A 16226-nucleotide genomic window follows, 5' to 3' on the forward strand; every position below is an offset into this window, starting at 1 on the left:
GATTCATTGCATATTCTAAGGAAAATATATGTTTCTCACAATTCTAATGAACTCATTAAAATATATCAAAGTAATGGAGAGAAAATTATTATTAGAGTGTAGAATCATCATACACCTATTTATTTATCTATATATGCTGAAGAAGTACAGGTGTGTGGAAAGAGTATAGAGGAAGGTGAAATGATAATTTATATTAACAAAATACTAAGAGATACTATATATAGAATTGAGATAGAGAGTATAAAAGAGAGGGAGTTTTTAAGCTTTCTAGAAGTGAGACAAAAATAAGCAAAAAAAGATGATTAACTTAATAGTTATCATCTTTTTTTGCTGTAGGAGGAGAAAAATATGGATATAGATGTAATTCAGACACTAGTAAGTAGTTTAGGAATTCCTATTGTAATGGTAGGCGCATGTGGATTTTTTATATGGAAAATGTATCAAGCACAGTTGGCAGACAAAGAATGATTTGAGAAAGTAAATAAGGCATAGAAAAGGCACTAGAGATAGTGTTATTTTTTATGCCTTTTAATACATAAGAGAAAAGAGGTTTGTTATGGACGTATCAACAGTAGAAAGTTTAATTGCAAGTTTAGGTGTTCCTATTTTTGTAATGGTGGCATGTGGTTTTTTTGTATGGAAATTATGGCAGCAACAAGTAGCAGATAAGGACAAGCTTTATGTAGAACTTGCAGAAAGTAGAATGGTAAATCAGAAAGCAATAGAGACAATAGCTATTTATGCAAGCAAGCTGGATGACATTCAAGACGATGTTAAAGAAATCAAACAGAAAGTAGGCGCTTAATAATGAATATATCTAAGATTGGAATTGACCTTATAAAATCATTTGAGGGGTGTTACCTTAAAGCATATAAATGCCCAGCTGGAGTGTGGACTATTGGGTGGGGAACTACAGAGCCTATTAATGGGGTTAAGCCACATGAAGGCATGAGCATAACTCAGCAACAGGCAGATGATCTCCTTGTTAAAAATCTTAAGTCGTATGAAAATGCAGTGAATAAATATGTTACCTATACAAAGTTGAATCAAAATCAATATGATGCTCTTGTAAGTTTTACATATAACTGTGGAGCTGGTGCACTTCAAAAAAGTGATTTGCTCAAGAAACTTAATAAAGGAGATGTGTTAGGTGCAGCAGATGAGTTCCTACGTTGGAATAAAGGAGGAGGAAAGGTACTCTCTGGTCTAGTAAGAAGAAGAGAAGCTGAAAAAAAACTATTTTTAAAGGAGGATAAAGAAGTGATTAAAAAAGTTAAAATTAAACTCAATGGTGTGGAAAAGAATGTTGAAGCTATAGAAAAAGATGGACACAACTATGTAAAGCTACAAGATCTCAGAGATGGGAAGATTGATATTGGTTATGATGGTGTACCTGTTATCCAAGTAAAAGTACAATAATATGTTTTAAGTCATTGGCTTTGTTGAACTATGATAAAATATATGGTACTATTATGGAACTAAAAAGTTTAGCTGACAAAAATCTATTCATAAATTACATAAAATACATATAATAAATACACTGAAAAGCACTATACAACAGAAAAAAATAAGCCCTGGTCATTCAAATGGAATATCAACTATAATAAAAGTCATCTAACCAAATAGTTATTTAAGAAGCAAATAGAAATAAAAGGTAGAGCCTTGGCCCTACCTTTTATTTTTTTACCTAAATATTTTAGGAACATCCTTGTCCAGTGTTGCATAAATTATTATTGTAAAACAATTTAAGAAAGGAGATGTTATAATGGCTTGTAATTGTAGAAGATGTAACGATTGGCGTAATGAAGAAGTAAGAGAAGAAAGAGTAAGAGGAGAAAGTGTAAGAGGGGTACGTAATTGTCGACCATTAGTTAATGACATAAATCGACTTATTAAAGATATCAGAGAAGACGCCGAAGCATTAGATCGTAAATTTGATGAGTTAGAAGATAGAGGATGTATTAGAGGCGTAAATTCAGGGGATGATGACTGGAATTGGGACTGCCATTGGGATTGTTGGAATTGGTGCAATAGACACTGTAACAACAGAAGAGGATAAATATAAAACCGTAGATAAACTAAGAAGTAGGTTAGGAGAACCCTTCTTAATTTATTAAATAATTGCTAGGGCTGTATTTAAAACTAGAACAAATTCCTCCTTATTAAAAATACAACAATGTAACATGCTATAGAAAGAAAGGTAACCTGATAAAATCCAAGTTACCTTTCTTTTTAATTATCAATTTAAACGATAAAATAAAATAATTACTATTATGTAGAAGTACAAAGGTATATATTTATTTTATGATAAAACCGATAGTATTAGTAAACAAATATCAATATAAAATTTGAAAGAGGAGAAATTAGATATGAAAATTAGTACTAATATGAGTTATGCAGAAGCATTGAATCTACATAATAAAGTGAATAAAACTACAGAGGAACAAGATAAACTCTGGAATGAACGAGCAAATAATCAAGCACTAGACAGGGCTCTATACCTTAATGACTTATCTAAAGTATATGAAGAACAATTTAAAGCAGAAAATCTAGCGAAAAAGCTAGCTAAGGGAGAAAGCTTAACAAAAGAAGAAAGAGCATATTTAGAAAAAGTAAATCCACAATTGCTTAAAGATGCTGAGAAAGCAAAACAAGAGGCAGAAAATCTGAAAAATCAACTAAAGAATGCAAAAGATAAGCAGACTGCTCAGAAACTTATAGAACAAGCTAGTTTTCAGGCAAATGCAGTAGCTAAATATAATAAGCAATATGCCGATCTCTTAAAAGAAGCAATATCAAAAGTATGTAGTGACGAGCAAGGATATAAACATGATAATGATAAAACAAATACTATAGACAATCTATTTGTAAGAGATTCAAATGAATCATCAGTTGATTTCTACTCCTAAATAAAGGGTATAAATTAATTAAATGTCGTCAATGGTATGAAATATATGGAAAAAAGTAGTTTATTAAAAGAATAGATTATATGAAAAAAGTATAAAAAAAGTAGTCCTAAAAAATATCTTATGTGTAAAAATACAAAAGAAAGGCAATGTGCATTAAAAAAAGGGTTGTTAAGGGGACACATTGCCTTGAATAAGGGTTTACTCTCTTCAAAAGATATAGAGATAAAGAGATAACATTAATAGAATATAATATAAAGGGTATAAATGGACAAAAAATGTAGTAAACAGTAATAAAAATGTACTGAAATTAATATTATTAAATAAAAAACGTTGAAATAATAACATATGTTATGTTTTAATAGGTGTAGGGGAAGTAAGGGTTACATAAATAGATATTAATAGGTAAAGAAGATTATCAGGGAGAAAAAGAGACTAACTGGGGAGCTAGTCTCTTTTTTTGTATGTAACCTTCTATATAAAGAGTAATATAAGCATAATTAAATACACAAAACATGCAAATAATATCCTATAAATATAAAAGTATATAATTATGATTAAAAAGAAGAAAAATCTAAATAAGGTTATTAGATTAGGTAGAGGATAAACTCTACCTTTTGTTGCCTTTGACAAGAGTGTTATGTATAGTATACTAATAAAGAATAAAAGGATAAAAGTAGATTATAAAAATAAGTTACTTCCTTAATATATAAAATTATTTAAAGAGATAGATGGAGGCAAATATATGGATTTCCAACCAAAAAGAATTAGTACATTTACTTTAGGATGTAAAGTTAACCAATATGATACAGAAGCAGTTGTAGAATTATTTAAAGCTGAAGGTTATGAAGAAGTTGCATTTGATGAAAAAGCAGATGTTTATATTGTTAATACATGTACAGTAACCCACTTAAGTGATCGTAAATGTAGACAAATGCTTAGAAAAACTAAAAAATTGAATCCTAATAGTGTTTTAATTGCTATGGGATGCTATGCACAAGCAGCTGGTGAACAAATTAAAATAGATGTACCAGAGGTAGATTTAATTGTAGGAACTAATAAGCGAAATGAAATTATTCAACTTGTAGAAAACTATAAGATGAATCAAGAAGAATATAACTTTGTTGGTAATATTATGGATGTAGAAGAATTTGAAGAACTGCATATTAGTAATATGGGCGAACATACAAGGGCCTATTTAAAAATTCAAGAGGGCTGCAATAATTATTGCACTTACTGTATTATTCCTTATGTAAGAGGAAAAATTCGTAGCCGTAAAATAGAAAATGTAATTCAAGAGGCTAAACGACTTATAGAAGCTGGTTTTAAAGAAATTATCTTAACAGGAATACATGTAGCTTCTTATGGGAAAGATTTAGGTAATACATCGCTTATTGAGGCTATTTCTGCTATTCATGATTTAGAAGGATTGGAACGTATCAGATTAAGTTCTATTGAGCCAGTTGTTGTTACACAGGAATTTTTAGAAGCTATCGCAAAACTTCCTAAGCTTTGTCATCATTTCCATCTTTCTTTACAAAGTGGTTCGGATACCGTACTGAAACGTATGAATCGTAAGTACACAACTGAAGAATATAGACAAAGTGTTGAAGAACTGAGAAGGATCTGGCCAGATGTAGCGATTACAACGGACATTATTGTAGGGTTCCCTGGAGAAACAAAAGAAGAATTTGAAGAAACAGCTCAATTTACACGTGAAATAGGTTTTGCTCAAGTTCATCTATTCCCATACTCAGTACGTGAAGGCACAGTAGCAGCAAAGATGAAAGAGCAATTAGATAGTCAAGCAAAAGATGAGCGCCTTAAAGCACTAAAAGTGATAACAGATGCATCACAACATGCTTTTATGGAACAATTTGTAGAAACAAATATGGAAGTCTTATTTGAAAAGTCAGAAGCAGGTAAGGCACATGGTTATACAAGTAATTACATTAAGGTAGAAGTAGTGACATCAGACAACCTCGTGAATACTTTAAAAACTGTACATGTTGAATGTAAAGTAGGAGAAGCTTTAGAAGGAAAATGTATCGATTAATGCGATGATTTTGTATTTGCATATAGGCTAGGATTGTATTATCATATAGCTAAGATAGAAAGTGTAAATATTGGAAGGTGATGCAAATGAAGAATTTTAACGAAACTGTGCAATTTCATTTTGATATGCCTGAAAAGGCATCAACACGTGATATATTAATGGATGTTTATATGGCATTAAATGAAAAAGGATATAATCCTATTAATCAAATTGTAGGATATATTATGTCAGGAGATCCTACCTATATTACAAGTCACAATGGAGCACGCAATAAGATTAGAAAACTAGAAAGAGACGAAATATTAGAGGAACTTGTAGCTTATTATTTAAAAAAATAAGATGAAGGACCACGTATAGGAGGTTATTCGAATTTGCGCATATTAGGACTAGATTTTGGAACAAAAACGACAGGCGTAGCTGTAAGTGATCCTTTAGGTTTAACAGCACAAGGCTTAGAAATTATTAGACGAACTGATACTTATAATCTCAAACCAACCATAAATAGAATACAAGAGATTTGTATAGAATATAAAGTAGAAAAGATTGTATTAGGCTATCCAAAGAATATGAATAACACTGAAGGTGAAAGATGTGAGCATACAGTTGTCTTTAAGAAAAAACTAGAAGCAAGCTTAAATTTACCTGTGGAATTATGGGATGAACGTCTTACAACAATGGAAGCAGAAAATCTTATGATTAGTGCAGATATGAGTAGGCAAAAGAGGAAAAAAGTTATTGATAAAATGGCAGCTGGACTAATTTTACAAAATTATTTAGATGCACATTACTAAAAGGGGATTACTATGGAAAAAATAGAATTTTTTGATGAATTAACAGGTGAAACAATTTTATTTGAGCTCGTTGATTATGCTGTAATTGATGGTCACAAATACTTATTAGTAGCTGATGAAGAAGATAACGCAACCATCTTAAAAGAAATTATTGATGATGGTGACGAGATTACTTATGAGCTAGTAGAAGATGATAATGAATTCCAAAAAGCAGCTTTAACGCTTATGGAAAGTGATGAATACGATATCGAAATTTAATAAAACACATTAAGGAAAAGAATTGGTTAGAGGGGCGAATAAGATGAATGCAGCAACATTTAAAGAGAGACTTAAGGAAAAAGGTTGTAAGTTAACAACACAACGTAGGGCAGTATTAGATATTTTAGTAGAAAATTGTGAAAAGCATCTTTCTACTGAAGAACTTTATACCTTAGTTAAAGCACGCTATCCTGAAATTGGCCTTGCAACCGTTTATCGTACAGTACAACTTTTTGAGGAAATGGGCATTATCGATAAACTTTATTTTGATGAAGGATGCAGTAGATTTGAGCTAAGTCATCAAGAAAACCATCATCATCATCATTTGATTTGTTCAAAATGTAATAAAGTATTTGAGGTAGAAAATGATTTGCTTGCTGAAATCGAATCCCATATTGAAGATAAATACAATTTTAAAGTAATGAATCATAATGTTACTTTTTATGGTTATTGTGAAACGTGTGCAAAAAATATGTAAAATGGAGGTGTAGTTTTGGTGCCCAGAAAAGCAAAAAATAAGTTACGCATTATTCCTCTGGGTGGTCTGGGTGAGATAGGTAAAAATATGACAGCGTTTGAATATGAAGAAGATATTATCGTTGTCGATTGTGGCTTAGCTTTCCCAGAAGACGAAATGCTAGGAATTGATTTAGTGATTCCAGATGTGACTTATTTAACTAAAAACTATGAAAAAATTAGAGGGATTGTACTGACACATGGACATGAAGATCATATTGGTGCTTTACCCTATATTTTACAAGAGCTTAATGTTCCTTTATATGGAACACGCCTTACCATTGGTTTAGTAGAAAATAAACTTAAAGAACACAATTTATTACGCACAACAGAACGTCACAATGTCACACAAGGTGAAACAATTAAATTAGGTAATAGTTTTAAAATAGAATTTATCAGATCAAATCATAGTATTGCAGATGCAGTGATGTTATCTATTTGGACGCCAGTAGGTACTATTATCCATACAGGAGATTTTAAAGTAGACTATACACCAATCCGCGGAGAAAGTATTGACCTTCATCGTTTAGCGGAGCTTGGTAAGAAAGGTGTATTAGCATTATTAGCAGATAGTACGAATGTAGGACGCTTAGGATTTACTCAATCAGAAAAGATGGTTGGACTAAGGTTTGAAGATATTTTTAACAAAGCTCAAGATAAACGTATCATGGTTGCAACCTTTGCTTCTAATGTAGATCGTGTTCAGCAAATTATTAATGCAGCAGATAAGTTCAAACGTAAAGTTGCTATAATAGGACGTAGTATGGTGAATGTAGCAAAGACAGCTAGTGAATTAGGCTATTTAGATATTCCAGAAGGAACTTTAATTGATGTCAATGATGTAAAACGTTATAATGATGAACAAATTGTTATTATTATGACTGGTAGTCAAGGTGAACCAATGGCAGCCTTATCACGTATGGCAGCCTCAGAGCATCGTCAACTTGAAATTAAACCAGGTGATGTAGTTATTTTAAGCTCTACACCTATTCCAGGAAATGAAAAAACAGTTTCAAAAGTAGTCAATGAACTAGCAAAAAAAGGTGCAACAGTTATACAAGAGGATACACATGTATCAGGCCATGCGGCTCAGGAAGAATTAAAATTGATTCATGCATTGGTAAGACCAAAGTATTTTATTCCTGTTCATGGGGAATATAGGCATTTACAAAAACATGCAGAACTCGCAGTAGAAATGGGGATGCCCAAAGACAATATCGTACTTGCTTCAGTAGGTGATGTAATTGAGCTTACTCGTGAAAGTTGTAAGATAACAGGTACTGTACCTTCAGGTCAAATATTAGTAGATGGCTTAGGTGTTGGTGATGTAGGAAATATCGTTTTACGTGACCGTAAGCACTTATCTCAAGATGGTTTATTAATTGTTGTCATGACACTAGAACGTGAATCAGGTATAGTGGTAGCAGGACCAGATATTATATCACGTGGTTTCGTGTATGTACGAGAAGCAGAAAATCTTATGGATGCTGCGAGAGTAGTTGTTCGTAAAGCATTAGATCGCTGTGAGACAAAACATATTGTAGAATGGTCACAAATTAAGACCATTGTTAAAGATGATTTAAAAGAATTTGTATGGCAAAAAACAAAACGTAGTCCTATGATTTTACCGATTATAATGGAAGTATAAAAAAAACCTAGCATTTTGCTAGGTTTTTTTATAGAATAGAGAAGGACTAGTTGAGCCTGCCTAATTTGGCATTAGAAAGGATAAAACAATGAGTGAAATCAATTATGATTATATCGTTCAATATATTCGTGCACTACATACACCACCAGAGGGTGTGTTGCTAGAAATTGAACAGTTAATAGCATGTGAAAAGGAAACATGGCCAATTATAAAACCAGAAGTAGCAGATTTTATGAAAGTACTTTTAACCATGCATAAACCTAAACAAATTCTTGAGATTGGGGCAGCAGTAGGCTATTCGGCAATGCTTATGAGCCAGTTTTTAGAAGAGGAAGGTCAAATTACAACAATTGAACGTTTTTCATATATGTATGAAACAGCTTCAAAAAATATAAAACGCGCCGGTTTAGAAGATAAAATTCAAATTATAGAAGGCGATGCAGCAGAAGTACTGACCACATTAGAAGATGAAAAGTATGATGTTGTTTTTATGGATTGTGCTAAAGGACAATATATTAATTTCTTGCCTCACTGTATTCGTGTATTACGTCCAGGCGGTATACTCATTACTGATAATGTACTTCACAAAGGTACAGTAGCAAGGTCAAGATATTTAATTGATCGTAGACAACGTACAACCCATGCAAGATTAAGAGATTTTCTTTATACCATCACACATGATGATCGTCTAACCAGCAGTGTTATTCCTATTGGAGACGGTGTAGCATTAAGTTATAAAAAGTAGGAGGAACAATAATGAAAAAGAAAAAAGTAGAATTACTTGCACCAGCAGGTAGTTTAGAAACTTTAAAAATAGCAGTATTATATGGAGCAGATGCAGTTTATATGGGTGGAGGAAGCTATGGCCTACGTGCTAAAGCTAAAAACTTTACACCAGATGAAATGCGTGAAGGAATTAAATTTGCTCATGACCATAATGTACAAGTTTACGTTACAGCCAATATTTTCGCTCACAATGATGACTTTGAAGGGATGAAAGAATACTTCATGGAAATTGAAGAAATGGGTGCAGATGCGATTATTGTAGCAGATCCAGGGGTATTTGCGATAGCTAAAGAAGCTGTTCCAAATATGGAGATTCATATTTCAACACAGGCAAACAATACTAACTACCATACAGCTAAGTTCTGGGCAGCACAAGGTGCACAACGTATTGTACTTGCACGTGAATTATCTTTCCCAGAAATCAAAACAATTCATGATCATTTACCAGAAAGTATTGAACTTGAGGCCTTTGTACATGGTGCAATGTGTATGGCATACTCAGGAAGATGTCTTCTAAGTAATTACATGACAAATCGTGATGCAAACCACGGTGAATGTGCACAACCATGTAGATGGAAATACCATGTAGTAGAAGAAACACGTCCAGGTGAGTATATGCCAGTAGAAGAAAATGAGCGTGGTACTTACATCTACAACTCACGTGATCTTTGTATGATCGAATATATTCCAGAACTTGTTGAAAGTGGTATCTATAGCTTTAAAATTGAAGGGCGTATGAAAACACCACTTTATGCTGCAACAGTGATAAAAGCATATCGTGAAGCAATAGATACTTACTTAGAAAATCCAGAAGCTTTTGAAGCGAAAAGAGGCTACTTCCTTCAAGAAGTAGGTAAAGCAAGCCATAGAGAGTTCTCAACAGGATTCTATGAGCATAAACCTACTTCAGAGGATCAAACGTATACACATAACTCTTATGTACGTAACTATGACTTCTCAGGAATGGTTATTGATTACGATAAAGAAACACAAATGGTAACTATTGAGCAACGTAGAAAATTCTCTGTAGGGGATACAGTGGAAATTTTATTACCAGATAGACCATTTATTAGTGTTAAAATTGAAGAAATGTGGGATGAAGAGGGAAATACAATAGAATCTGCACCACATCCACTTCAAATCGTGAAATTTAAAGTAGAAGAAGAAATAAGTGTACCAGCTCTTTTACGTAAAGAACAACCTCTTTAAAAAGAGTCTTAAAAAAAGTATAAGCTAGAAAAAATAAAAATCAAATTGTACGGGCACATTTTGGTAACACCTTCATACAATAAGTATGAACCCATTTTTTATGGAGGTGTGCCGAAATGTTGCCTTTTTTTTGTTTTTCTTATTTTAGTAGCATTTCTTCTTTTCCGCAACCTTTAACAGCTGAAGAAGAAAAATACTATTTGGATGAGCTAAGTGCAGGAAACGACCAGGCAAAGAATATTCTCATTGAACGTAATTTACGCTTAGTGGCACACATTGTTAAGAAGTATAGCAATTTGAATAAAGATATGGATGATTTAATCTCTATCGGTACCATTGGCTTAATTAAAGGAATTACTTCTTTTGATACTTCAAAAGGAACAAGACTTGCAACCTATGCTGCAAGATGTATTGAAAATGAGATTTTGATGAGCATTCGCTCAACGAAGAAACAGAAAAATGAGACATCTCTTCATTCTCCCATTGGAGTAGATAAAGAAGGAAATGAGATAAATTTACTCGATGTATTGTGTACAGAGAATGAATCTATTTTTGATCAAGTTGATTTTGGAATAGAAGTAAAAAAATTGTATGATAAAATTGGCCACGTACTTAAGCCTAGAGAGAAGCTCATATTAAGATTAAGATATGGATTAGACAATACAGAGGAAAAAACACAAAGAGAAATAGCGGAAGAAATGGGTATCTCTAGGTCATATGTATCAAGGATTGAGAAGAAAGCACTTAAAAAATTATTCCAAGAACTTAATAAGAAATAGCTGTCAGGCCTTATCAGAAGTAGATAAACAAGGTAATAAAATAAGTTTGCTAGATGTGTGTAGATGCATAAAAGAAGAGGCTTTATTGCCTCTTCTTTTATGCATCTAATCAATAAAATTTACATCTTGGGATTGCTTGTACTGAGCTTTATAGCTTGCATGTTCCTCAGCGGTACTGCTAAAAGCATGTGAACCTTCAGAAGAATTTTTTAGTACAAAGTAGAAAAAGTCATTTTCTTCAGGTATAAATGCAGCTTCTAGAGCGTTTTCACCAGGGCAACAAATAGGCCCAACAGGTAAGCCAGAGTAAAGATAAGTATTATAAGGAGAATCAACCGTTAAATCTTCACTTGTTAAAGTAACTTTACGTTTTTCCATAGCATATTGTACGGTTGAACACATTTGAAGAGGCATTTCATTGTTGAGACGGTTATAAATAACGCCAGAGATTGTTGCTCTTTCTTCATCAAGTTTTGCTTCACGTTCAATAATAGAAGCAATGGTTAAAATATCGTATAACGTATAGTTAGAACTATATAAGTACTGGGTATAACGACTAGAGATTTCTGCAAAGCGATTAAGCATCATCATAATAATTTCTTCCGCTGAAGCACCTTTATGGATGGTATAGGTATCGGGAAACAAATAACCTTCTAGACGATATTGTGTATTTTCTGGAAGATCTCTTAAAAAAGGATAATCAAAAGTTTTATTATTGATTGCATCAAGAAAGTCTTCTTTTGAAACAATATTTTTATCATCTAATCGATTAGCAATTTGTAAGACGCTAAAGCCTTCAGGAATTGTAAACTGAACTTCGTCTTCAGCTTTTGGTATGGTTGTAAAGAGTTTAAGCATTTCAACATTTGTCATAGTACTAGCAATATGATAAGTACCCGGTATAAGGCAATCGTCATAGCTATATAGCTTAGATTCTAGTTTGAACCAAAATTTATTTCCAATAAAACCTTCAGCATATAACTTGCTTGCGACATCATCCATGGTAGTAGAAGAGGTGATAGTCAAAGATAATTCGCGAATGGTTGAAGACATAGGGCGCATATTATTTTCATCAATAATATGAAAACTATAGCTATAAGTTTTTGAAAAAGCTAGAATGCCTCCACAGGCTGCCAAAATAATAAGAAATAGGCAAAGGAGTAAATTGTACATTTTACGCCGTATTATTTTGTGTTTCTTCATCTTTTTCCTCCTTTATATATTTATATAAAATTATAACTATTTTGACTCTACAATTCAATCATTTTAATTTTGTATACAACTTGAAGAGGAGAATTAGTTTTGTTATACTAAAATGGAAAAAAATGGGATGAGGAGTTAGTAAAATGAACTATAGAAAATTTATGCTATGGAGTTTGACAGGTACACTCATGATTCAGCCAATTCAGTGGGTGTATGGGGAAAATATTCAAAATGTAGTGGTACAAACCATAGAAGATACCCATCAAAATCAAATAGATGATTCATTTGAAGGGGTTACCCAAGATCCATCTATAGAAAATTCAGAAGAAATAAAAGAAGTGATACAGCCATCAAATGAATGGCCTATGACATTTGAATATGTGGGACAAGATGTAAGATGGCAGCCTTATATAACACGTTTAGATACAATGAAAGGAGAACAAAGCTTTTTAACACCGCCCTTATTTGCTCAAATGATTTGCTATCGTTTAAATTTATCACCTATAAAAATTGAACAAAGTAATGGATATATTGAACGTCTTAAATATGAAGGATTGTGGATCAATGATTTAGAAAAATTAGAGACGGTTTCTAATGTAGTATATGAAAGCGTAATGGAATTAGTTGCACAATTTAATAGGAGTAAGATGACTCATCCATTTTTAAAAGAAGTACCGGCAGGTTTTATAAAGAAAAGTAGTCTACAAGCTTATGATAAAAATGGTATTTATACGTTATATACTTTAGGTGATGTGAATTATATTTGCTTATCCGATCTACGAACAATGGGATTTAATATTTCAGAACAAGAAGGTGTACTGAAGTTAGAATACGAATATTTAGGGCAACAAGTAGGAGAACCAGAAAATAAGTCAAAAGCATTAACTACTCAAATTGCTAAGTATAATGGGCAAAAAGTGTATATAGGAAATGTACTTACATATAGCTTGAAAATGGGAGATGAAGTTTTAGTACCACTTAGAAGTACAGGCGAGTATTTTGACTTAGTTGTTCAGGAGAATAAATGTACCCTTGTACCTAATGGTATTTATAGATCAGAAGGAGTATCTCTTGCACCAAACAAAATAACAAATACAGCTACTCTACCTGTGAATGTAGAAATAATTAGTGTATTTTGGAATGGAAAAAACTTTATAGAAGAAAGTTTGAAAATTGAGGATTTACAGCCAGGAGAAACCTATCCTCTGATTGAGGAATTATATGGTTTAGATGAAAAGGTTATACATACGAGTACAATGGTAAAAGCTATACAAAGGGAAAAATTAAATTTAACAATCCCTTATAAAAGCTATGGACAACATATTACAAATGTGATGAGTAATTACGTAAAGAATCAAAACAGTGATGTAAATACTTTCGTAAGTCAGCTTTTCCCAGCGACACAAATTATTGGGACTATGAAATACGCAACAAATGGGTTTGAAAAAGGTGAAAAAGTTGTGGTATGGGCAGCTGAGGATGGACAATCTTATCATCTCATAAAAAATGGTAAAAAGATTACAGTGCCTTGGAGTAGTGTATCTATACCTGCATCACCTAAAGCTTGTAAAGAGCAAGTGCCTACAGAAGTCATAGAAGCCTATTTTAATAGTTTGAGTAAAATAAGCAGTAGCCCTTACTATATATGGACCGATCTTTATCGTCAAACAACCTATGTTTTTAAAAAGCAAAGTGGAGAATGGAAGTTGATTAGAAGAATGGCAACTTCATCAGGGCTTAATAAAACGCCTACACCTACAGGGGAATTTAAAGTGAGTGCTTATGTACCTGCTTTTGGAATGAATAAAGGTTATAGGTGTAAAAATGCGTTGCTTTTATTTGGAGATTATCTCTACCATTCTGTACTCTATGATGTAGAAGGAAAATATATAATAAGTGGTATGGAATCATTAGGTGAAAGAGCTTCACATGGTTGCTTGAGACTTTCACCAGAAGATAGCAAATGGCTCTATGAAACAATGCCTCTTGGAACATCTGTTTGGATTAACTAGTGAATAAAATTAAATCTAAATTAAATTTGGAATATGATAGGTAATATGATAAAATAATGAAGACAATTACATTTAGAAAAACTCAAGGAGGAACGAAAATGTCAGACTTAAAAAAAGAATATAAGTGTGCATGGGATGCGTATACTGAAGAAGACAAAAAAGCACTTTTTGCTTATGGTGAACGCTATAGAAAATTTATTTCTGAGAACAAAACAGAGCGCGAATGTGTAAAATCAATGATTGAAGAAGCAAAAGCACATGGTTATGTAGATCTTGAAGAATACATTCAAAAAGGCCAAAAACTTCAAGCAGGGGATAAAGTTTACGCAAACTACTGTGACAAAACATTACTTATGTTCTGTATGGGTAGTGAACCATTATCAAATGGTATGAACTTACTTGGTGCACATCTTGACTCACCAAGACTTGACCTTAAACCAAATCCACTTTATGAAGATTCAAACTTTGCAATGTTCAAAACACACTACTATGGTGGTGTTAAAAAATATCAATGGGTAGCATTACCACTAGCTATTCATGGTACAGTTGTAAAACAATGTGGCGAAGTTGTAAATGTTTGTATAGGTGAAGATGAAACAGATCCAGTTGTAGGTATTTCAGACTTACTTATCCACCTTTCAGGTGAACAAATGCAAAAGAAACTTTCTGATGCGATTGCAGGGGAAGATCTTAACATTTGTTTAGGAACATTGCCACTTGATGGAGAAGAAAAAGATAAAGTTAAAGCAAATATCTTAAAACTTCTTAATGACAAATACGGCATTACAGAAGAAGACTTCGTATCAGCAGAACTTCAAATCGTACCAGCTGGTCCTGCTCGTGACTATGGCTTAGATAGAAGTATGGTTATGGGATATGGCCAAGATGATAGAGTTTGTGGTTATGCATCATTTGAAGCACAACTTGAAGTAACAAATCCAAAACGTACAACAGGTACAATCCTTGTAGATAAAGAAGAAATTGGTAGCGTAGGTGCATCTGGTATGCAATCTAAATTCTTTGAAAACACAGTAGCAGAATTACTTGCTTTAACAGAAGGTGATTCTAATATTCTTGTAAGAAGAACTTTAGCACGTTCAAAAATGCTTTCTTCAGATGTAACTGCAGGACATGATCCAAACTATCCATCAGTACTTGAAAAAAATAATGCAGCATACTTTGGTAAAGGTGTTGTATTCATGAAGTATACAGGTTCTCGTGGAAAATCTGGTTCAAATGAAGCCAATGCAGAGTACATGGCATACCTTAGAAAAATTATGGCTGAAAATAATGTAACTTGGCAAACAGCTGAGCTTGGTCGTATTGACCTTGGTGGTGGCGGTACAATTGCATATATTTTAGCAAGCTATGGTATGGATGTTATTGACTGTGGTGTACCAGTTCATAGCATGCATGCACCATGGGAAATTACAAGTAAAGTGGATCTCTATGAAATGAGAAAAGCGTATATTGCGTTCCTAATTAATGCATAATAATTAACTAGATAAGAAAAAAGGAAGTGTTTAACATGGAAAATTTAAATCCAATCGTAACAATTACTATGGACGATGGCAGTGTAATGAAAGCAGAACTTTATCCAGAAGTTGCACCTAACACTGTAAATAACTTTATTAGCTTAGTGCAAAAAGGATACTATGATGGTCTTACATTCCACCGTGTTATCCGTGGATTCATGATTCAAGGTGGTTGCCCACAAGGTACAGGTACAGGTGGTCCTGGCTACTGCATCAAAGGTGAATTCAGTGGAAATGGCTTTAAAAATGATTTAAAACATGCTAAAGGTGTTCTTTCTATGGCACGTGCAATGAGTCCTAACTCAGCAGGTTCACAATTCTTCATTATGCATGAAAACTCACCACATTTAGATGGTCAATATGCAGCTTTTGGTAAAGTGATTGAAGGATTAGATGTTGTAGATTACATTGCTACAACAAAAACAAATCATATGGATAAACCACTTAGTCCAGTTGTCATTAAATCAATGACAGTAGATACACAAGGAAAAACATACGAAGCGCCTGAAAAAGTAGGTGAATAATTA

Annotated in this window: 17 protein-coding genes; 16 read left to right on the forward strand and 1 reads right to left on the reverse strand. The window is 33.0% G+C overall.

Features of this window, described 5'->3' with window-relative positions:
• Nucleotides 1-556: 556 nt before the first annotated feature.
• From PBV87_RS12950 to sigK, 13 genes are all read left to right on the forward strand, one after another.
• A complete protein-coding gene (locus tag PBV87_RS12950; protein WP_271012569.1) occupies nt 557-805 on the forward strand; it encodes a hypothetical protein in 249 nt (82 codons plus the stop codon).
• Nucleotides 806-807: 2 nt separating this feature from the next.
• The gene (locus PBV87_RS12955; RefSeq protein ID WP_271012570.1) at nt 808-1419 is read left to right on the forward strand and encodes a lysozyme; all 612 of its coding nucleotides are present in this window, start codon (nt 808-810) and stop codon (nt 1417-1419) included.
• 346 nt (nt 1420-1765) lie between these two features.
• On the forward strand, nt 1766-2059 hold the full coding sequence (locus PBV87_RS12960; RefSeq protein WP_053985215.1) for a hypothetical protein: 294 nt from the start codon (nt 1766-1768) through the stop codon (nt 2057-2059).
• 310 nt (nt 2060-2369) lie between these two features.
• On the forward strand, nt 2370-2909 hold the full coding sequence (locus tag PBV87_RS12965; protein WP_053985214.1) for a hypothetical protein: 540 nt from the start codon (nt 2370-2372) through the stop codon (nt 2907-2909).
• Nucleotides 2910-3651: 742 nt separating this feature from the next.
• Nucleotides 3652-4962 (forward strand): tRNA (N(6)-L-threonylcarbamoyladenosine(37)-C(2))-methylthiotransferase MtaB, encoded by a 1311-nt coding sequence (mtaB, locus tag PBV87_RS12970; RefSeq protein WP_271012571.1) that lies wholly within the window; start codon nt 3652-3654, stop codon nt 4960-4962.
• Between the two features lie 86 nt (nt 4963-5048).
• Entirely contained in the window at nt 5049-5300 is a 252-nt protein-coding gene (locus PBV87_RS12975) for an IreB family regulatory phosphoprotein (protein WP_053985212.1), read from the forward strand.
• A gap of 33 nt (nt 5301-5333) precedes the next feature.
• Nucleotides 5334-5753 (forward strand): Holliday junction resolvase RuvX, encoded by a 420-nt coding sequence (gene ruvX / locus PBV87_RS12980; RefSeq protein WP_053985211.1) that lies wholly within the window; start codon nt 5334-5336, stop codon nt 5751-5753.
• Between the two features lie 12 nt (nt 5754-5765).
• The gene (locus PBV87_RS12985; protein WP_053985210.1) at nt 5766-6011 is read left to right on the forward strand and encodes a DUF1292 domain-containing protein; all 246 of its coding nucleotides are present in this window, start codon (nt 5766-5768) and stop codon (nt 6009-6011) included.
• A gap of 43 nt (nt 6012-6054) precedes the next feature.
• A complete protein-coding gene (locus PBV87_RS12990; RefSeq protein ID WP_053985209.1) occupies nt 6055-6489 on the forward strand; it encodes a Fur family transcriptional regulator in 435 nt (144 codons plus the stop codon).
• 18 nt (nt 6490-6507) lie between these two features.
• Entirely contained in the window at nt 6508-8175 is a 1668-nt protein-coding gene (locus PBV87_RS12995) for a ribonuclease J (RefSeq protein ID WP_330680413.1), read from the forward strand.
• Between the two features lie 88 nt (nt 8176-8263).
• Nucleotides 8264-8920, forward strand: a complete 657-nt coding sequence (locus tag PBV87_RS13000) for an O-methyltransferase (protein ID WP_271012573.1) — start codon at nt 8264-8266, stop codon at nt 8918-8920.
• Between the two features lie 11 nt (nt 8921-8931).
• Complete coding sequence (locus PBV87_RS13005; protein WP_271012574.1) at nt 8932-10170, forward strand: peptidase U32 family protein; 1239 nt, start codon at nt 8932-8934, stop codon at nt 10168-10170.
• Between the two features lie 116 nt (nt 10171-10286).
• On the forward strand, nt 10287-10949 hold the full coding sequence (sigK, locus tag PBV87_RS13010) for an RNA polymerase sporulation sigma factor SigK (protein ID WP_053985205.1): 663 nt from the start codon (nt 10287-10289) through the stop codon (nt 10947-10949).
• 105 nt (nt 10950-11054) lie between these two features.
• On the opposite strand, the gene mltG is transcribed toward sigK, so the two are convergent.
• A complete protein-coding gene (mltG, locus tag PBV87_RS13015; RefSeq protein ID WP_271012575.1) occupies nt 11055-12152 on the reverse strand; it encodes an endolytic transglycosylase MltG in 1098 nt (365 codons plus the stop codon).
• 143 nt (nt 12153-12295) lie between these two features.
• On the opposite strand from mltG, the gene PBV87_RS13020 reads away from it, so the two are divergent.
• From PBV87_RS13020 to PBV87_RS13030, 3 genes are all read left to right on the forward strand, one after another.
• Complete coding sequence (locus tag PBV87_RS13020) at nt 12296-14164, forward strand: L,D-transpeptidase (RefSeq protein ID WP_271012576.1); 1869 nt, start codon at nt 12296-12298, stop codon at nt 14162-14164.
• 98 nt (nt 14165-14262) lie between these two features.
• Nucleotides 14263-15657 carry an aminopeptidase gene (locus PBV87_RS13025; RefSeq protein ID WP_271012577.1) on the forward strand — a complete coding sequence of 465 codons (1395 nt, stop codon included), beginning with the start codon at nt 14263-14265 and terminating at the stop codon, nt 15655-15657.
• Nucleotides 15658-15692: 35 nt separating this feature from the next.
• Entirely contained in the window at nt 15693-16223 is a 531-nt protein-coding gene (locus PBV87_RS13030) for a peptidylprolyl isomerase (RefSeq protein WP_053985201.1), read from the forward strand.
• Nucleotides 16224-16226 lie beyond the last annotated feature (3 nt).

This window comes from Holtiella tumoricola (assembly GCF_027857615.1).
GTDB lineage: Bacteria > Bacillota > Clostridia > Lachnospirales > Cellulosilyticaceae > Holtiella > Holtiella tumoricola.